We start from the raw sequence: 20,684 nt of genomic DNA on the forward strand, positions 1-20,684 counted from the left end.
GCGCTTTAAATATAGATAGATTGGTTTTGGAGGTCCATATCATGGAGAACAAAAGAGGCGACGGAATAAATCCGGCGAAACGGCCGCTGATTCCTGCGGCAATCGAAACCGGTTTTGGTAACAAACGGCCATTCTGGAGGAGATTTCTGGCCCAGCGCCATCTGCAGACAATGGCATTGCTCGGCGTGGTCTGGATGATCATTTTCAACTATATTCCAATGTACAGCATCATCATCGCTTTTAAGGAGTACAACATCGTCAAGTCGATTTCCGAGGCCCCCTGGGTAGGTCTTACCCACTTTAGGGAGTTTCTAGCGGATGATAATTTTGGGAATGTCATGAAAAACACTCTGGGGATCAGTTTAATCAAGCTGTTTGTCGGTTTTCCTTTGCCGATCCTATTCGCACTTTTTCTGAATGAAGTCCGTTCGATCCGGTATAAGAAAACCATTCAGACGATTTCCTACCTGCCGCATTTTCTTTCCTGGGTAGTGCTCGGCGGGATTCTCGCCACATGGCTGGCGGATGTCGGGATCATCAACCATATCTTGATGGGGCTTCACTTAATCGACCAGCCCATTACTTTCTTGGCTGAGCCCAAGTATTTCTGGACCATCATCATCACCTCTGATATTTGGAAAGAGCTTGGCTGGTCAGCTATCATCTATCTGGCAGCGATCGCCGGTGTATCTCCCGAGATGTATGAAGCAGCAACGATTGACGGAGCCGGAAGGTTCCAGAAGATGTGGTATGTTACTTTGCCATCGATCAAATCGACGATCAGCATCCTGTTTATTCTTGCGGTCGGCGGTGTGATGAACTCCAACTTTGACCAGATTCTGGTCCTGCGCAATTCGCTTAATGACAGCAGTAGTAATGTAATTGATTATTATGTTTACCAGACCGGCCTACTTTCGGCGCGTTTCTCTTATTCTGCTGCTATCGGGCTGTTCAAATCAGTTATCGCTCTCATTCTGCTGCTGATTGCCAATCGAGTAACCAAAAAAATCAACGACACATCGTTGTTTTAGGCCAAGGAGGACCTGCACATGTTTGCACTGAATCGCAAAACAAAGGGCGAAGTCATCTTCGATCTAGCCAACAATGTCTTCATGTTATGTATATGTTTCATTACCCTATATCCTATCTGGTACGTGCTGATCAACGCCTTTAACGATGGCAAAGACGCCATGTTGGGCAATATTTACTGGTGGCCGCGCATGTTCACCTTTAAGAACTTCGAGGCGGTATTCGCAAGCCCCGGCATTATGCGGGCCATGTGGATTACCGTGGCTAAGACCGCAATCGGTGTAGTCGCCCATGTATTCTTTACAGCCATGGTAGCTTATGCGCTTTCCCGCAAGGATCTGATCGGAGGCAAAATTTATATTCTGATGGGTACAGTAACTCTCTTCTTTGCGGGGGGGCTCATTCCGAGCTATCTGCTCATGCGGGATCTGCATCTATTAGAGAACTTCTGGGTTTATATTATTCCAGTGTTGTTCAGCTTCTATGATCTAATCATCCTGATGACCTTCTTCAGGGAAATTCCAGACGGATTGGAAGAGGCGGCCCGGATTGACGGGGCCAATGACTGGTCGATTTTCCTGCGGATTATACTGCCGGTATCCATGCCCGTCCTTGCTACGATTGCGTTGTTCCATGGCGTGTATCAATGGAATGACTATTTTACAGGGATGATTTACATCAACAATGAGAGTATGCAGCCCATTCAGACCTATTTGTACCGTGTTGTGGCCCAGTCCAGTTCAAACCAGATGATGGTTGCCGTTCAGGGCAGCGCCCTTACCAAAACGGTAACGTCACAGTCGATTAAATTAGCGACTATGGTGGTCACTACACTTCCAATTGTATTCGTATACCCGTTCCTGCAGCGTTATTTTGTCAAGGGAATGATGATTGGCTCGATCAAGGGCTAAAAGTGACCTGTAAAACAAAGCTTCGGCACACCAAGGTAACTCCTCCAGTCGTTTCGCAACGGTTCTGGGGTTATAGCTTATAATTACACATTCTCAGAAAAGGGGTAAAAAAGCATGGGAATAAAACGTAAGCCAAAGAAAATGGTGCTTCTGCTGCTGACATTAATCATGTCACTTTCAACAGCAGCCTGTTCCAGCGGCAATGGTGAGAAAAATAACGAGGGTAAGGCTAATAACGGGAAAGCGGCCAATGCGTCAGCAACAGCAGAGGCGACCAAAGCGCCCGTATCTGCGGATGAACCCGGATGGAAGTCCGATACTTCTCCGATTACCTTTGACTGGTATCTAAATTTCGCCTGGTTCCCTAATAAATGGGGTGTAGACCCAACCTCCCAATATATTACCAAAAAAACCGGTGTAGATATTAACTTCATCGTTCCTGCAGGTAATGAAAATGAAAAACTGAATACCCTTATGGCTTCCGGTAAGCTGCCCGACTTCATCACGCTGGGCTGGTACGAAGATGCTGTTAAGAAAATGATCGAAGGCGAGCTTGTGCTTCCGCTTAATAAGCTGGCTGATGAATATGACCCTTATTTCTACAAAGTATCCGATCCAGACAAATTAGGATGGTATACTCAAGCGGATGGTAATGTTTACGGCTATCCTAATGCTTCCTCTTCTCCAGCCGACTACGAGAAATATGGCGATAAATATGTATCCAACCAAACCTTCGTTGTCCGCAAGGATATGTATGAGGCTATCGGCAGCCCAGACATGCGCACACCGGAAGGATTCATGAACGCGCTGAAGGCTGCAAAAGAGAAATTCCCTGATATCGATGGACAACCGATGATTCCGCTGGGTCTGCATGAGTTTACCGCAACCGGTAACGATTCGTTGGAGCAATACATTCAGAACTTCCTGGCGATTCCAAGAGAAAAAGACGGTAAGCTGTACAACCGCGAGACAGATCCTGAATATATCAGATGGATGAAGACACTTCGCCAAGCCAATCAGGACGGACTGCTGGCCAAGGATATCTTTATCGACAAACGTCCGCAAATGGAAGAAAAAATTGCTCAAGGACGTTACTTCGCAATGCTGTATCAACGTACCGACTTTGCAACACAGCTTGGCACAATGTATCAGCAAGACCCGAATAAAATCTATATCGCTGTAGACGGACCGGCTAACACGAACCTGGATGCGCCTACGCTGAACGGACCTGCTATTTCCGGCTGGACAGTAACCCTTATCTCCAAAGATGTGAAGGATAAAGCCCGTGCCATCAAGTTCCTCAGCTACCTGAACAGTGAGGAAGGCAATAAAGACCTTTATTTAGGGGAAAAAGGTGTGAGCTACGATACCATCGATGGCAAAGATCAATTCAAACCCGAAGTATTTGAACTGATGAATAAAGACCGTTCTGCATTCGACAAGCAATACGGCTCCTCCTTTACCTTCTGGATGCTAATGAATACCAATATTACAGATCAATGGACACCTAAATCGGTAGAGCCTTTCAAACAGCTTGAAGACTGGACCCGGGGAAAAACACACAGTATCTCCGAGTTTGACCAGATTGATCCATTGGCCAACTCTCCAGAAGGGATTATATTAGCCAAAGTTAAAGAGCTGCGCAGCAAAACACTACCGAAGCTGCTGATGGCTTCTTCGGACGGAGAATTTGACAAAATTTGGACAGATTACATCGACAAACAAAAGGATCTGGGTCTTGAAAAGGTGCAGGCTTTCCAACAAACGAAATATGAAGAGAACAAGAAGAAACTCGGCATGTAAAATAGTAAGGTTCAAAACGCCCGCTGACCGCGGGCTTTTGGGCGTTTAAAATAAGTAGTCGTACTAACGGTGAGGTGAACGTTACAGCGTGAAACTGGGCAAGCGTACTCGGGATATATGGGAATCATTTTTTTATTGGTGGGGGAGGCGTTCACTGCAAAGCCGCTTAATCGCCGCATATATTTTTATTATTTTGGGCCCCTGTTTAATGGTGTCCTTTTATTCGTATAAGGCTATCAACAATACTTACTTCAAGGATGCTATCGACAAGAACAGCTATCTGCTGCAGATGGAGAAGCTGCATATCAATAATCAGGTCGAAGCGATGGAACGTGCGGTTCAAATGGCCTATGAGGATAAGGAGGTACAGGATTATCTGGCAAATACGGAAGAACCGGATCTGGTAGAGTTAGTGGATTTTAATACCAATGTCTTTACGAATATGACACGCATCCAATATAACAATCCGAACATCGAACACTTGCGCTTGTATTCGAATAGTAATGTTCATGAGATTTCGCCCATTATCTTCCGTGAAAGCCGTGTAGCCTCTGAGCCTTGGTACCAGAAAGCAGAAAAGCTGAAGGGGAAATTTTCGTGGTCTTTTCTAAATAGTGACCGGGATCTGCTGGAGCGTTTTTACGGACAAAAACCAAAGCTTGTGCCAAAAGTATCGCTGCTGCGTGAAATGAGTATTCCAGCAGATAACCATATCGGAATGGTTCAAGTCGACATGCTGCTGGAGCGGTTTACGCCTAAGACTTATACAACTGTACAGGATAGCCAATCTCAAATGTTGCTGGTTGATGGGGAGATGCAGCTGTTTACGCGGCCAGACCACTCTTTTCTGCAAGAGAACAGGAAGATGGCTGCAGCAATTACGGATCGTCTGCAATCGTATAATAAGACAGGGAATTGGGATATTCACTATACGGAGAACGGGAAGTCTTTTCTGTTTATTAACACTCCGCTGGACCGGATTGATGCGCACCTGCTTAATGTAGTCTCCATGGAAGGCGTCATGAAGGAGATTTCACATACACGGAATTTAATTATCGGCGTTAACATCGGTTTTATTATATTAGTGACCGTTATTGCTTACGTGCTTAATGCATTTATTCTTAAGAACTTGCGCCGCTTGACCGAAACGATGAAAAAAGTGCGTAGAGGTGAGGCATACACGGGGATTACGATCCGGGGCGGCGGGGAAGTGGGCGAACTCGCACATCATTTCTCAAAGCTGATGAATACGATTAATACTTTGGTTGCTCAAGCCGTACAGAAGCAAGCCCTATCCAAGGAGGCAGAGCTTCGTACATTACACAACCAGATCGATGCCCACTTTCTGTATAATACACTCGAAAATATTAAAATGCTGGCTGAAATGGAGAATCAGCGTACGATTTCCGATGCACTGACCTCGCTCGGCGGCATGATGCGTTATAATTTCAAATGGTCTGGTGAGTATGTGAAGCTGCGTGATGAAGTCCGCCATATCGAAAATTACATTGAAGTGATGAATATCCGCTTCGAGTATCCTATTGTTTTGAAGCTTCGCATTGAAGCTCACTATTTAGAGCTGGAGGTACTGAAGATGTCATTGCAGCCTATAGTTGAGAACAGTGTTAAGCATGCCTGGACCGGAGATAAAGAGGAAATGAAGGAGAGAATCATCTGTATTGATATCTCGGAATCCGAAGGCGATATCTTTATAGCTGTCCATGATAATGGGATCGGGCTTACGGCGGAGCGGTTGGCCACTTTGAACGAGAGCGTGTACGCTGTCAAAGAAGAGCAGCCGGCCGCAAGCTTTAGCGGTACGGGAGCCAATAATCCTAGAGCAAGCGGAATCGGACTAAGGAATGTACACCAGCGGCTGCAGCTGTTTTATGGCGGCGCTTATGGGCTGGAAGTGCAGAGTGAGCCTGGGAAATGGACTACGGTCTTCATGACGCTGCCTAAAGTTCTTTTGACGGGGGATAAACAACCATGATGAAACTGCTGATTGTAGATGATGAAAAAATGATCCGCCAGGGCCTGAAAGCGATGATCGAAAGGGAATATCCGTCGCAGTATAATATTGCGCTGGCAGGTAATGGTGCGGAGGCGCTGGAGCTGTTCAGGCAGGAACACAGAGACATTATTATTACGGATATCCGCATGCCGGTCATGGATGGCATTGCACTGCTGGAGCACTTGTCTGCGGAGGCAGCGCCGGGTGAAGACCCGGCTGTTATCATCCTGAGCGGCTATGATGATTTTGAATATGCCAAAAGTGCCATCCGCTACCGTGCCAAGGATTACTTGCTAAAGCCTATCCGCCGGGATGAGCTGTTCAGTATTCTGGAGCAAATCGTTCAGGAGAAGAAGGAGCGTGAGTCCGGCGTCCACAGACTGGAGCTGGAAACGGAGGGTTTCCGCAGGGAGCTGCGTTCGGCCCGTTTGAAGGGACTGCTGATGCCGCAGAAGGTGCAGCCATCGCCCGAACAGCAAGAGGAACTGGGCCGGTTGGAGCTGCCTTTTACAGTTGGTGTACTGAATTATTATTATAGTGACGGCGCGCGAATGAAGCCGGAGGAAGTGCAGGGGATGGCCGAACGGCTGGTCGGTCCGCTGGAACAGAAATTTATCGAGATTCTGACAGATTGGGAGGGGAAGCTGGTGCTGGTCGGCGGCAGGGAAGGTTTTCTGGAGCTGTCCCGGCAAGCCGGGGCCAGGGAGCTGAAGGGGCTGCTCATCGGTATAGGCAGCACAGGCCGCAGTCTTGAGGAATTCCAGACCTGCTACAAAGAAGCCTGCCGCGCGCTGCAGTATACCTTCCTGTCCCCGCAGGCAAGCTTCATGGATTATACCGATATCCAGGCCGACCGGCTTAGCTTTCCGTCACCGGACGAGGAGCTGCGCAAGCTGCTCAACATGCTGGGCACAGACCGTGAGAAGGAGATCAGGAGTCTCCTGGGCGTTATTTTTCAGATCGAACATTTGCCGCAATTGGATTTGGCTTACCTGGAGAGTGTGGGCCGGAGTATGAATGAACGTGTGCTGGATGAGGTGTTCCGGGTACACGGAGAGGCATCCGTAGAGGTGCTGAAGCTGTACCGTACGGTCGGTGATTTGTACAATTACCGCCATTTCCATGACTATTACCGTGCACTGGAGCATTTGCTCATCAGTATAAACGATTATATTATAGGCATTAGGACTGCTCATAGTGAGCATGCCGATATGGAAGAAGCGCTGGCCTACATCGAGGACCATTATTCCCGCCCGCTGAATATGGCGATGGTCAGCAATTACGTTTCGCTTAGCTACTCCTATTTCAGTGAAGCCTTTAAGGCTTATACCGGCGAAAGCTTTGTCGTATACTTGAAAAAAGTCCGCATCCGCCATGCAAAGAAACTATTGTCCGAAAACCGCATCAAGCTGGCGGAGGTGTCTGAGGCTGTCGGGTTCGAGAACAGCAAGCAGTTTGCCCGGGTATTTAAGGAGCTGGAGGGCATCTCTCCGGGGGAATTCCGGATGAAGCAGCTGGAGAGGCTGCCTTCCCGCGCGGATAACAAGGAATTCTATTAGCCGTTTGGAGGGTTTAAAGTGGAAGAAATTCAAGGGGATTTGATAACGGTTGAGACGCTTGCGGCAGATTTCCGGAAGCTGGGAGTAACCGAAGGTATGACTTTGCTGCTGCATTCGTCCTTTAAATCGCTGGGCCAGTGGGTAGCCGGCGGACCGGTGGCGGTTATTCTCGCCCTGGAGCAGGTGCTGGGGGAGGAAGGGACGCTCGTGATGCCTACCCATTCCTCCGATCTGACCGATCCGGCCGGCTGGAGCAATCCGCCGGTGCCCAAGGAATGGTGGCAGAGTATCAGGGAGCAGATGCCGGCCTATGATCCGGACATGACGCTGCTGAGGGGAATGGGGATCATACCCGACTGCTTCCGCAAGCAGAAGGGGGTTAGGCGCAGCAGCCATCCGATCCATTCCTTCGCCGCATGGGGGAAACACCGGGATATGATTATTGACGGCCATGCGCTGGATTTTGCCTTGGGGGAACATTCTCCCCTCGCCCGGATCTACGATCTGAATGGAAGCGTGCTGCTGCTCGGGGTGGATCATGTCAACAATACCTCACTTCATCTGGCCGAACACCGGTCTAGTTATGCCGGGAAGCAGGAGGTAACCGCCGGAGCGCCAATGCTGGTGGACGGAGCCAGACGATGGGTGGAATTCAGAGATTTCAACTGGAATTCGGATGACTTCGCAGCGCTTGGCGGGGAATTTGGCCAAGATACGGGACGGATTACATATGGTACGGTTGCCGCCTCGGCAGCTCAGCTGATTCCGCAGCAGGAGATTGTTGATTATGCGGTGAAGTGGCTGGAGAAGAAGCGGAAGTAATGCTGAAGAAAGTAATGATTAAGTGAAACTGACACGAGGTAGGAATAACCTAGAGAGGAATTCTTTGAATCTATATAGATTGAACTTGAAAACTTGAGATAAGGGAAGGAGCGACGGAGGGGGATTTTGGAACTGGAGGAGCGGTAGCGTCCGCCTTTGTCTTCGGATTTCTACCGCTATTTGCGGTTAAAATCAAGAAATCCGAAGACAACAGCGGCAGGAAGTCCAAATATTCACTGTAGTTGCGACTGATCTGTAATCTAAAACCTTAAGTTCAATCTATATAGAAAGGAATTCTTTGAATCTAGAAATGAATGAATCACGAACAATCGGAGCCAGGAAAAGGGGAGCGAACATGGGGACGACAACAATATATTTCACACGGCATGGACAGACGGAGTGGAATGTCCAGCAGCGGATGCAGGGACATCAGGATTCGCCGCTTACGCCGCTTGGCGTGCAGCAGGCGGAATGGTTGAACCGTGGATTAAACAAGGTACAGATTGATGCCGTCTACGCAAGCTCCAGTGAGCGGACCCTGCGGACGGCAGAGATTATCTGTGGAGAACGGACGCTCCCGGTAATCGCTTGCGATGAATTCAAGGAGATCCGAATGGGCTTGTGGGAAGGCTGCGAGTCTGCGGAAATTGAGCGCGCTCATCCGGAGCAGCATCATTATTTCTGGAAAGACCCGGAGAAATTCTCTGTAGAAGGCAGCGAGACGTTCCGGGAGGTGCAGGAACGGGCACTGCAGAAGCTTCTGGAGATTGTGGACAAGCATGAAGGGCAGACCGTACTCATTGTTACGCATACTGTAGTGATTAAGGTGCTGATGGCCCATTTTGAAGGCAGGGCAATGGAGCAGCTATGGGATCTGCCATATATTTATCCGACCTGCCTGTGCAGAATTGATATTACGGACGGTGTGCCGGAAATTGTGCTGCATGGAGATACGAGCCATTATGAAACAAGCGAAGCCGGAATGGAATCCTAGCTGATTCGTGATTTGTGTTCCGGTAGATTATTAATCGAATAGAAGCAGCCAACAGGCGATGATCCGGGAATCCGGCATCGCCTGTTTCCGGTGGGCTGATCTGAGCATTTATTTGTTCCGTCACTGTTCGGCGATTGCGCTTTGCGCTACAAAGGTCCCGCCGCTCTGCCGGGTCTTAGCTTCAAGTGCTGACAGGTCGCCGTCCAGCGCCTTCAGGCCCGGAAGCAGCAGCGCCAGTCCGGCGCAAAGGAGAGGAAGCAGCCCGGCGGCCAGGAACAGTGCAGGTACGCCGTAAAGCTCGGCGACGGCTCCCCCTGCAAAAGCGCCAAAGGGCTGCAGGCTGCCGCCGATCAGGAAGCGGATCGAGTTGACCCGGCCCTGCAGGTTGCCGGGAACCAGCCGGCCATGCAGGGAGGAGCTTAACGAGCCGAAGAAGGGGCCAAGGACTCCGGCGGCGAATACGGCAGCGAGCGCAAACGGAAAGCTCGGAATCAGGCCCCAGAGCGCAGTGGAGAGCCCAATGGCTCCCAGGCTTCCCAGCATCACGAAACGTCTTCGTTTGATTTCACCCAGCAGGGAAATTATGCCGAGTCCGGCTAAGGTTCCAAGTGCGGAAGCTGTTGTTAGTGTACCCATAGCCGCCGCGTCACGGTGGAGTACCTCGCGTACATAGGGAACCATCATAGTCCAGACGGCAACGGAGCTTAAGTTGCTGATGGAGGCCATCATCATAATGGTCAACATCGCCGGAAACTGCTTGTAGAAGGTGAAGCCTTCGGCAATCTCCCGCATATAAGCCGGTACGGAGAAGGTGCCGGAGCGCGGCGATGGCTTCGGCATCTTCGGCAGGCAGAGCAGAGTGGCTATGGCAGCGGTATAACAAACCGCGTTGATGCTAAGCGCCGGCAGGGCTCCGCTGGCGGCGGTCAATACACCGGCAAGCGCCGGGCCCAGCAGCGCGGCCGCGCCCTTGCAGCCGTCGATAATGGCGAAGGCGCGCACCAGCTTCCGGCTGTCGGCGACGCCGGGAATCACCGCCATGGCCGTCGGCATGAACAGCGCGGCGCAGGCCCCGCTGAGGCTGGCGGCGGCGAAGAGATGCCAGAGCTGCAGCTTCCCGGCCAGGCCCATGCCCAGCGGCAGCGCAATCGCCAGCAGGCGGATAGCCGCCAGGCAGGCCATGAAGCGCACGCGGTGCAGCCGGTCGGACAGCGGCGAGCCCAGCAGGCGCAGAAGCAGCTCCGGAATGCCGGAGCTGAGGGCCAGTGCCCCCATAGCCAGTTTGGAGCCGGTCAGCTCGTAGACCAGCCATTCCATGGCCAGCAGGCCAAAAGCGTCCCCGAAGGCGCTCAAAGATATGGTGGACAGCAAACCATAATAGCTGCGTTTTTTCACAGGATGTACTCCCCTTTCAAGGCAAACCCTACTAGATCAGTTCCAATCACTGCATCAGCTCTCCAGGTAGGCCCCGATCTGATGAGGCAGATTGTCCAGTGCTTCAAGACGCAGACTGTACGATACGCTTTTTCCGCTGGAGTGGACAATGACGAGACCAGCTGCACGCAGAGCGATAAGATGATAATGAATCGTGCTTTTGGACAGGCCGACCTGCTTGACGATCTCGGTGAAGTTCAGCTGTTTGCCTGCAAGCAGGCGGAGAATGTACAGCCGCGTCTCATCGGACAGCGCCCGGGTAAGCCGGAGCAGTGCGGGAGCCGGACGTCCTTCTTCCGGAGGAAGAACATCACAGGAGTAGCTGGTAAATACAAATTCATCGTACATAGCGGAAGTAACCAGAGGCCGGGGATGATATTGCGGAATAATAATCACCTGCTTCAGCTGCTCGGCAGGATACAGCCGCATGCCCTCGGTTGCCTGTTCGAAGACCTCCATGTCATTCCCGCCGTTCAGCATCGCCCGTCTGGCTTCAGCCTCCCGGCTTAACCCTTCAAGGATTTCGGGATTGATTCCACTGAAATAACCTGCATCCCAGGCACGCAGAATTTCAGAGGTGGAGTTCCGCAGCTCCGCAAGATTGGACGGGACGGATTGTCCGAAGCGTCCGGCAATCTCAAACAGCTCACCCGCAGACAGATCCTCGAACCAGTGCATAAAGCCGCTGACCGAACGGTCCCCCGGACAACTCCAAATATACGGCGCCAAACTGAAATCCTCGACAAGGGTAATAATCTCCCGCATTCTCTGGAGCTGCACCGGTGCAAATCTGGCCTGGACCTCACGGACCCAGAGCTTTCCTCCATCCATGGCATTATGATTCTGCTTCCAGAGAAAAGCGTTCAGGCTGGCGATACATTCATACATGGGCGCAAAGTCGACTTCTACTTTGTACATCGTTGGGGTTCCTCATTTCCTTCTGTAAATGTGTGTGCAAGATATTTGTTCTATAAATATAGAACTGTTTATTTGTTTTATTATATGCGAACTAAATAATAATTTCAATATAAAGGAAAAATAAAAAAAGGCGGTTCCGCCGGACGCCATTTGCGCCTTTGGAACCGCCTTTTTATGCTGCTGTAAAAGTTGTCTCAGCTTAGTTGATGAACTGAAGGGACTTCAGAGTCTTCTCCAGCATGGTGACTGCTTCCGCGCGGGTAGCAGACATTTGTGGAGCGAATGAGCCGTCCGCTCTGCCCTGGATGATGCCCGCTGCAGCAATTTCCTCTACCGCACTTTGCGACCATGCGGCAATGTCGGCGGCATCGCTGAATTTCGCAAGCCGGGCCGGATCGGCAGTTAAGGTTGCCCCGGTGTACTTCATCGCCTTCGACAGAATGGAGGCCATCTCCTGACGGGTGATTGGACTGTTCGGCTTAAAGCTGCCGTCTGTGTAGCCCGTGATCAGGCCCGCTGCGGCTGCCGTGTGAATGGCATCGGCATACCATGCGTTTGCACTGACATCAGTGAAGGCTGCTCCGCTGCTTGTTGCCGCAAGGCCAAGGGAGCGTGTGATCAGTGCCGCAAATTCCGCCCGTGTCACCTTCTGGGCAGGGGAGAACGCCGTATCGCTGGTTCCGGTAATGATCAGCTTGGAGGCCAAGAGATCAATGGCCGACTTGGCCCAGTGCCCCGTGATGTCTCCGAATGTTTTGGCTGATTTCACAACCGTGTAATAGCTGTTGCTGTTCCGTTTAATGGTGACATCGGTAGTTCCGTCAGCCTTTGTTGTAAAGAGAGAAGGCACGAAGGAAATTTTGCCCGTTGCCGGATCAAAGGATACCGCTGTTGCACTCTCGGAGTTCAGTTTCCCTGGAGCAGTGATACTCCGCTTCACATAAGTGCTTCCGAAGCTGTTGAGCGGCACGCTGTTAGTTCCCGCTTGTGCGGTAATGCTGAATTCAATGACCGGAGCCGCCAGAGTGACGGAACCGGCTTGGGAAGCCAGCGCCTGATTCACGCTGCTGAGTGTTGCCGGACTTGCCAGCAGCATGGAAACTGTAATCGTAAAGTCGGTGGTGCCAAGCTGCGCAGCCAGTGCTGTTCCGTTCAGGACACTTAACGGAAGCGAGTAGGAAGCTCCCTGTGAAGTGAACGTAAGAACTGTCGCAGGGTTGGTTGCGGCCTGCTTGACCAGCACGCTGCCTGGCAGTACAACCTGTACTCCGCCTGCAGTGGCAGTAACCGGAATGACGAGCTCATTGCTGCCGCTAGGCAGTGATGCCAATTTGCCGGTCAGATCGGCTGCTGTAATTGTAGTCACCTGCGGTGCTGCTGATGGTGCCGGTGTTGCACTAGGTGTTGGTGCCGGCGTTGGCAGCGATCCGCCACCAGTGGAAGGTGGTGTTGTTGGCGTCGATCCTTTCAGATCGGTAATACGGCCTTCCGTAGCAGGGTTTACAGTGCCGGATTTTTTCAGATAGTCGGTAAAGACCTCATAATCCGGCAGGTACAGCTCATAGAACCGGCCGTCTGCCTTAGCTGTAGCCAGTGAGCGGTAGAAATCTCCGCCGCCTGCCATGAAGGAGTTCGTGGACAGGATATAGTAAGCTGCAGGGTCAATGGCAACGTAGCTGCCATCGGCTTGTTTAATATCAACCGAAACTATGCGCGCCCCTTCCTGCTCCAGAACGTTTGTAGTTGCATTGATTTTTTCTGCCGGTTTGGTGGAGTCGTAGGTATAGCGCATACCTGAAACCTGTGCGAACCGTCCTTGGTCGGTTTCAAGTCCGCTGACGCTGTTCTCCAGAGAATCAATAATCTCTTGTCCGGTAACCTTGAGAGCCACCAGACTGTTGGAGAACGGCATTACAGTCAGCACTTCACCGAGTGTAATATCTCCCTGATCAATGCCGGCACGGATGCCGCCGCCATTCTGAATAGCGACAAAGCCTTTAATCGTGGAAAGATCTTCGGCAGAAATCAGCTTGCTTACCAATTCCTTGGCTTTGGCGTTAATGCCGTCGGCAATGAGATTGCCCAGATTGGTTTCTTCCTTGCGCACAACACGGGTTGTTTTTCCGTCTACAAGTCGTTCATAGACCAGAGGCACATCGGTTTTGCCGACAAGGGTCTGGCGGATTTCCGCAAGCTGCGCGTCATATTTGGCCAGCATTTCCTTAGCGGCTTGATCATCGGCGAACTTGCTTACGTCCAGCAGCTTGCCCGTATAGTTGGTAATAACGCCGTTGTCGTCGAATTCAACATCCAGTTCGCCGAGGTTCTGGCCATACTCCCCGGTCTGTACAACCAGTGTCGGTTCGCCGTCTTTATTGAAGATTACAGGAGTGTCCAGCTTGGTATGGGTGTGCCCGCCGACAATTACGTCGATGCCAGGCACCTGAACAGCCAATTGCTGATCCATGTTGTACCCCAGATGGGAGACAGCAATGATTTTGTTGATGCCTTGTTCCTTCAGTGCTTTCACTGTGTTCTCTGCGCTTGTTTTGTAATCTTTAAAGGCAATCTTGTCACCTGGTGAAGACAAGCCCACGGTGTCCTCAGTGGTGAGTCCGAATATGCCGATTTTTTCACCATACACATCCTTAATGACCGAAGGATAGATGTGGCCATCCAGTGCTGGTGTGGCGGTAGTGCCGCCGGTTTGATTTACAAAAATATCCTTAAGTTCGTTATCCTTGCTCGTGAAGTCGATATTTGAGCTGATGAACGGGAATTTGGCCTCATTAATAAACGATCTTAATGCAGGCAGTCCTTTATCAAACTCATGATTTCCGAAGGTCATAGCGTCATAACCGATATAGTTCATGAATTCAAGATCAGCCAGTCCTTCGAATTTCGTAAAATACAGTGTGCCGGAGAATACATCCCCTGCATCAAGCAGGATGGAGTTGCCGGTCCGTTCTTGCTTGATCGCTGTCATCCGTTTAACTACAGTTTCCAGATGGCTGTGCGTATCGTTGGTGTGCAGAATGCGTAAAGAGAAATCTTCGTCCGGTGACGGAGTTCCCTTCAGGTCCGTGATACGGCCCTCGACTTCGACATTGACCGGTTTATGCTTATTCAAATAGGACAAGAGAACCTCGAAGTCCGGAAGACCAAGCTCATAATAACGTCCGTCTGCCTTGGCAGCAGCCAGGGCACGGTAGAAGTCTCCGCCGCCTGCCATGAAGGAATTCGTGGACAGAAGATAGTAAGCGTTCGGGTCAACCGGTGCGTAGGAGCCGTCAGCCTGCAGGATATCGACGGATACGATACGTTCCCCGGTTTGTGTTACTTTGCCTGTTATAGAATCCACAATTTCAGGTGTTTTCGTGGAATCATACGTGTATTTCATGCCGGAAACCTGAGCAAAACGTCCTTGGTCGGAGCTCAGGCCGCTGACCGAGTTCTCCAGAGAGGAGATGATTTCCGAGCCCGTTACCTTGAGCGCAGCAAGGCTGTTGGCGAAAGGCAGTGTGGTCAGCACTTCGCCCATCGTGATGTCGCCTTTGTCGATGGCTGCACGGATGCCGCCGCCATTCTGGATGGCCACAACGCCCTTAATGGAAGCAAGGTCGCTTTCCGGCACAAAATTCGGCATAAGCTCTTTGACTTTTTCCGCGATACTGTCGGCAATCATGTTGCCGATCGGTGTTTCTTCCTGACGCACAACGCGTACAGACTTACCGTCGATGGTGCGGTTGGTGTAGAGGTCGACGTCAGTGAAGCCTACGACTTCGCTGCGGACAGCTGCCAATTCAGCGTCGTAAGGAGCAAGCAAAGCTTTGGCTGCAGCATCCTCGCCGAATAGATTAACATCCAGCAGTTTGCCGTTGTAGGCGAGAATTTCACCGTCTTTATCAAAGGTTACGTCCAATTCGCCGAGGAATTGGCTGTATTCACCAGTCTGCACGATCAGTACATTCTTGCCGGTTCCGGCATTAACAATTGGCGTAGGAGGATTATCGACCTTCGTATGCGAATGTCCGCCAACGATAATATCAATTCCGGGAACAGCCTTCGCCAGTTCCTGATCAACAGTGTAACCCAGATGGGTAACGGCGATGATCTTGTTAATTCCCTGTTCCTCCAGCATTTTAACTGTGTTTTTGGCGCTTTCCACATGGTCCTTGAAGCTGATTTTATCACCTGGCGATGCCAGTCCAACGGTGTCCTCGGTTGTTAGGCCAAAAATACCGATTTTCTCGCCGTAAATATCCTTGATGACCGCAGGATAAATGTTGCCATCCTTGGCCGTGCTCAGGGACTCATCGGTTTCCAGCGTTCCGATCGTATTGTGATAGAGCTCCGCGAGTTCACTTTTCTTCGTAGTGAAATCGATGTTAGAGCTGGCGAACGGGAATTTGGCTGCCGTCACGAAGTCCTTCAGCACTTCCGGCTGATCCTTGTTCAGATCGAACTCATGGTTGCCGAATGTCATCGCGTCATAGCCGATGTTGTTCATGAACTTGATATCTGCCTGCCCCTTGAACTGGGTAAAATACAAGGTTCCGGAGAACACGTCCCCTGCATCCAGCAGCACCGTGTTGCCTGTGCGTTCACTGCTAATCGCCGACGTGCGTCTGGTTACATTCTCCAGGTGGCTGTGCGTATCATTTGTGTGTAGCACACGCAGGTTGAAAGTGTCGGTACCGAAGTCAATTTGAGTCAGCAGCGGGTCATGGTCGCTTACCCGTCCTTCTTCTTCCTGGAAGTCGGCATTGATGTGCACGATGTCGAGTGTGGATCTGGAGGCCAGCTTATTGTTGACCAGCATGTGATCCAGCGTTTGGGAATTGCCCTCATAAATATAGGAGTAGCGCTCTCCCAGAGGCAGGGTGTCGATCAGATTGGTCAATGCGCTGCCTTTCAGGACCTTTAGTGTGTTCGAGAACTGGAAGTCATTCAGATCGCCAAGAACGACGATATTGGCTTCCGGATTCTTGGTCAGGACATCTGACACGAAGCCATTTACCACATTGGCGATTTCCGCCCGTTGGGTTTCACTTGCCTTAACCGGAGGCTGTGTGTCGCCATAAAGGCCAGTATCGCCTGTTTTGGAATTGAAGTGATTAGCGATAACCATAACTTTTTCATTGTTAAACATAAATTCGGCCGCAAGCGGCTTGCGGGAACTCTTGAATGCGGAGTGGGTTGGATCAATCCGGCCCGGATTCAGGCTGAGTCCGCCGTCTTTAGTGTAAGCAACTGCTGTTGTTGCGTCGCCTTTGCTGGCTGATCCAGCCAGTTTAACGCGTGCAGTATTGTAAATAAATCCGGCCCGGATGTTAGCGCCTGGTGCACCGCCATCCATGTTGTTTGCAGGGGAGATGTCAGTATATGCATAGACTGGACCGCCCTGTGCTGTGATGGCGTCAATCAGCGCCTTGTAGCTCTCAGCTGCATCGACATTGCCGCTGTCCGTGGCACTGTCGTTGTCCTGGATTTCCAGCAGGCCGACGATATCCGGTGTTTTCAAATTGCTTACAATCGCTTTGGCTATATTTTCGATTTTATTGGGTTTTTTGGGATCTATGATCTTGGAGAAATTCTCCACATTAAATGAAGCGACCGTCAATTTGTCCGCTTCGGCTGTCAAAGCGGTAGTTTCCCGGTCCTTGGAGGTTCCCGGGTTTACCGCAGGCAGTTCGCTATCCGGACGCACTTTGAAGTTTCCGTAATCATAGCCGAGAATACCGGTGATGTTGCCGGCAAAAACCTGCCCTGTTTTGACCGGGCTGCTTGGTTTCTTGGCAATCAGAATCCGCTGGGGATTATAGTCTGCTCCTGTAAGGACCAGACCGCCCGCCGGAGAGCTGACTTCTGTCGTGCTGGTACCGTTGTTTACGGTAACCGGAATTTCATAATCATAAGGTCCGATAATCTTTGGGGTATTGAGCTGAACGCGCATGCCTTCAAGGCTCTCGTAGAAGTCGAGCGCATATTTGGCAGGTTCAAGCTCTTTGCTCAAACCGGCCGAAATGACAGCAGTGGGAATAGCGCGGCCACCGGTGCCAAGAACGGTAGCAGCGGGAAGAGCGTTTCCGGAAGATATGACTTTTGCCTGAGCTGCGGCAATTTCCGTAGTCAGCAGATCGGAGGCGCCATCATATCCGCCTTCCTTATATTCCTTGACCGTTCCGTCCACGAGCACGGAATCACCAACCTTCACCTTGTTCCCGGGGAGGTAGACCATGATCGCCTCGGAAGTCCGGACATCGCTGTCTGGCGTCGGGTTCTGGATATAGAAGGTGCTGCCGCTTGTGTAAGTCACAATGCCCGGCACGCCCTTCACCAATTGACCTGTATAAGTAGAAGATTGGACGGTGCCCTGGATCTGGGGAATCGTCAGTCCGCTCACTGCATCCTTGGTCGTATAGCTAAACTGTGAAATATCGCTGTCGGGTTTGCCTTCTTCTTTAGAGAAAGCTTTGATCAGGATACTGTCATCCTGCAGAACAATCGGGGCATTATACCATGCGTAATCTGCTAAGGCGTCAGTGCTGCCATTTGCATATACACTGTAGTATACGCTTGCGGTTACACTGCTTGTAGTAAGGGCGAGTTCAGTTCCCTTGCCCACGAGCAGGCCGGAAGCGATGGATGCGGCAACGGCCGGAGATTTGGGGTCGACTACCCCGGAACCGGAACTGCGCGGATCTGGTGCTTGCGTAGTAATAAAGTCTGCGGCATTATCATTGGTATCTTGTCCGCGATTTCCGGATGGTAAAGCGTTAGATGACTTGCGCACGGCCGCGGTTGTGTTGGTTAAGGGAACAGTTGGGCCTGAACCCTCAAAAATACTTGCAGAACCATACCCCACAAGGTCCATCCGGGTGCCCGAAGCATCCAATAGTTCAACCTTGCCACTTGCACCTGCCATAGAAATGACAGCGGTACCTTCGGAAACCAAATTAGGTGCCGGCAAGGCATCAGTACCTCCAGAGCCAGCCGCTTCCTGTATCAAAAAGAATCCGCCAGGAGGGATACTCCCGCTTAATGGGGTGAACATTTTTTCTTTATCTTCAAAATTGGATGATGCACCAGCTGCTGCATATCTAACCTTCCAGCCAGTCAGATCGACAGCTGTATCGGTCGGATTATAAAGCTCAATAAAGTCATTTTTGTACTTGGCTCCGGAGTTTCCTCCGCCACCATATACCTGGGAGATTACGGGTGAGCTGTTATCCTCGGCCGCAGAAGCGGTCTGTGGTGCGGGCAGGGCAATACCGGTAATGAGCAGCATTGAGAGTGCCGCAGACCACCATTTTCTTTGCCTTGATGAGATTTTCATTTGTTCGAATCTTCTCCTCTCGTTTATGATAATCACTCAACCTAACTTAACTCTATCATTTGTTCATTAAATGATAGGTTGTCTACCATTAAATATATATTAAACATGGGTTGAATAACATAGAAATATTGGAAATTTCGGTTCGGAGCACAAAAGACGATGATATTTTTCTCGTTCAATCCAAAGAGTTGTGTTGAATCTATGAAATGATAGGTTTGAGATTGTCTTTTTCTGAGTTGGTTAGTGTTATCTGTATGTTATGTTTATGTGAAGAGAACGTAAAAATGCCCCCGGCCGCGGTAAGGCCAAGGGCATTTGTGAAACGATAAGAAAGAGTTTTGCAGGAACGGTATTTGCTACTTCTCCGTCTGTGCCGGAGCAGGGAGGTACTCCCTGCCCCCCATATAAGGCTGGAGCGCCTTCGGAATATAAATCGTTCCGTCCTCCTGCTGATGGTTCTCAAGCAGCGGAATCAGAATCCGAGGCGTAGCCACTGCGGTGTTGTTCAAGGTGTGGCAGTATTGGAGCCGTCCGTCCTCATCCCGGTAACGGATGCCCGAACGGCGGGCCTGGAAATCGAGCAGGTTCGAGGCCGAATGGGTCTCCCCATAAGCGCCTCTGCTGGGCATCCAGGTCTCGATGTCGTATTGCTTATGCGTTTTCAGCGCCATATCTCCGCTGCAGACGGCCACGACCCGGTAAGGCAGCTCGAGCAGCTGCAAAATATGCTCGGCATTCGCCAGAATTTCCTGCAGCATTTGCTCCGAGACCTTGTTATCGCCTCTGCATAACACAACCTGTTCGATCTTCGAGAACTGATGCACGCGGTACAGGCCGCGCACATCGCGTCCCGCTGAGCCGACTTCGCGGCGGAAGCAGGTGGACATCCCGGCTAACCGCATAGGCTCCGCAAGATCGACAATCTCATCGCTATATAATGAAACAAGCGACACTTCCGAGGTTCCGGCCAGCCAGCGTTTTTCACCTGTCAGCTCATAGGTCTGATCCATGCCGCCGGGGAAAAATCCCGTCCGCTCCAGCGCCTCCGGCCGGACGATGACCGGCACATCCATTGTCGTGAAGCCGCGTGCTGCCAGCACATCCAGGGCCAGCCTCTGCACAGCGAGATGCAGGTTCAGACCCGCACCTTTCAGCACATAGCTGCGCGGTCCGCCAGCCTTGACACCACGCGGTATATCGATGATATCATGCAGTTCGCCGAGCTCGACATGATCGCGTGGCGCGAAGCCGAAATCCGGCAGCGCACCGGTCCGCCGCAGCTCCACATTCTGGCTGTCATCGTCGCCGATGGGCGTATCGCCCGATACCGGGTTCGGCGCGAGCAGCTGCAGCTCTCCGCAGCGGCGGTCCGCCTCCGCCAGATCTGCTTCAAGCTTGCCGAGCAGGACGTTGATCTTCCGCACCTGCTCCTTGGCAGCTTCTCCGCCTGGGGTGTCACCTTGCCGCAGCAGCTGTTCCACTTCTTTGGTCAGCGTGTTGCGCTGTGCCCGGTGCTGCTCCGTGTCCCGGCGCAAACCCCGCCGCTTATCGTCCCATTCCAGCAATTCATCCAGCGGGAAATCCACCTTTTTCCACACTGCCGTGTTTCTTACAAGTTCCTCATTCTCCCTGATCCAATTCATGTCCAGCATACCGCTTCGCTCCTTTTGGTTTAAAAAAATGCAAAAAACGCCCTCATCCATGGGACGAGGAGCGTCAGCTCGCGGTGCCACCCAGGTTGACCGAATCCCTGTAAAGCTGCTTCAGTAGCGGAATTCGATCCTCTTTGGTCTTCGCGGTAACGGGCGAAACCCGGTAAACTTAGGGAACAAGTAAATGCTCCGGTCGCAGACGCCTCGCG

At 51.2% G+C, this 20,684-nt stretch carries 11 protein-coding genes; 7 read left to right on the forward strand and 4 right to left on the reverse strand.

Going from position 1 to position 20,684, the window contains the following annotated elements; translation table 11 throughout:
* Positions 1-41: 41 nt before the first annotated feature.
* The 7 genes from MHI45_RS20965 (at position 42) to MHI45_RS20995 (ending at position 9,132) form a co-directional block, all read left to right on the forward strand.
* Positions 42-1,031 carry an ABC transporter permease gene (locus MHI45_RS20965; protein WP_083675906.1) on the forward strand — a complete coding sequence of 330 codons (990 nt, stop codon included), beginning with the start codon at positions 42-44 and terminating at the stop codon, positions 1,029-1,031.
* Between the two features lie 18 nt (positions 1,032-1,049).
* Entirely contained in the window at positions 1,050-1,940 is an 891-nt protein-coding gene (locus MHI45_RS20970) for a carbohydrate ABC transporter permease (RefSeq protein WP_076113869.1), read from the forward strand.
* A gap of 114 nt (positions 1,941-2,054) precedes the next feature.
* The gene (locus MHI45_RS20975) at positions 2,055-3,743 is read left to right on the forward strand and encodes an extracellular solute-binding protein (protein ID WP_076113868.1); all 1,689 of its coding nucleotides are present in this window, start codon (positions 2,055-2,057) and stop codon (positions 3,741-3,743) included.
* A 208-nt stretch (positions 3,744-3,951) separates the two neighbouring features.
* Positions 3,952-5,736 (forward strand): cache domain-containing sensor histidine kinase, encoded by a 1,785-nt coding sequence (locus tag MHI45_RS20980; RefSeq protein WP_256718253.1) that lies wholly within the window; start codon positions 3,952-3,954, stop codon positions 5,734-5,736.
* Complete coding sequence (locus MHI45_RS20985) at positions 5,733-7,316, forward strand: response regulator (RefSeq protein WP_076113866.1); 1,584 nt, start codon at positions 5,733-5,735, stop codon at positions 7,314-7,316. Before MHI45_RS20980 ends, MHI45_RS20985 begins: the two co-directional genes overlap by 4 nt.
* Positions 7,317-7,334: 18 nt before the next feature.
* Entirely contained in the window at positions 7,335-8,138 is an 804-nt protein-coding gene (locus MHI45_RS20990; protein ID WP_076113865.1) for an aminoglycoside N(3)-acetyltransferase, read from the forward strand.
* A gap of 355 nt (positions 8,139-8,493) precedes the next feature.
* Positions 8,494-9,132, forward strand: coding sequence for a histidine phosphatase family protein (locus MHI45_RS20995; RefSeq protein ID WP_076113864.1), 639 nt, complete (start codon positions 8,494-8,496; stop codon positions 9,130-9,132).
* Between the two features lie 120 nt (positions 9,133-9,252).
* Here MHI45_RS20995 and MHI45_RS21000 read toward each other — a convergent pair whose 3' ends face one another.
* From MHI45_RS21000 to serS, 4 genes are all read right to left on the reverse strand, one after another.
* A complete protein-coding gene (locus MHI45_RS21000; RefSeq protein WP_076113863.1) occupies positions 9,253-10,527 on the reverse strand; it encodes an MFS transporter in 1,275 nt (424 codons plus the stop codon).
* A 54-nt stretch (positions 10,528-10,581) separates the two neighbouring features.
* Entirely contained in the window at positions 10,582-11,484 is a 903-nt protein-coding gene (locus tag MHI45_RS21005; protein ID WP_076113862.1) for an ArsR/SmtB family transcription factor, read from the reverse strand.
* 199 nt (positions 11,485-11,683) lie between these two features.
* The gene (locus MHI45_RS21010) at positions 11,684-18,823 is read right to left on the reverse strand and encodes a 5'-nucleotidase C-terminal domain-containing protein (RefSeq protein WP_076113861.1); all 7,140 of its coding nucleotides are present in this window, start codon (positions 18,821-18,823) and stop codon (positions 11,684-11,686) included.
* Between the two features lie 356 nt (positions 18,824-19,179).
* On the reverse strand, positions 19,180-20,475 hold the full coding sequence (gene serS, locus MHI45_RS21015; RefSeq protein WP_076113860.1) for a serine--tRNA ligase: 1,296 nt from the start codon (positions 20,473-20,475) through the stop codon (positions 19,180-19,182).
* Positions 20,476-20,684 lie beyond the last annotated feature (209 nt).

It is taken from the genome of Paenibacillus sp. FSL H3-0321, assembly GCF_038002865.1.
GTDB lineage: Bacteria > Bacillota > Bacilli > Paenibacillales > Paenibacillaceae > Paenibacillus_AQ.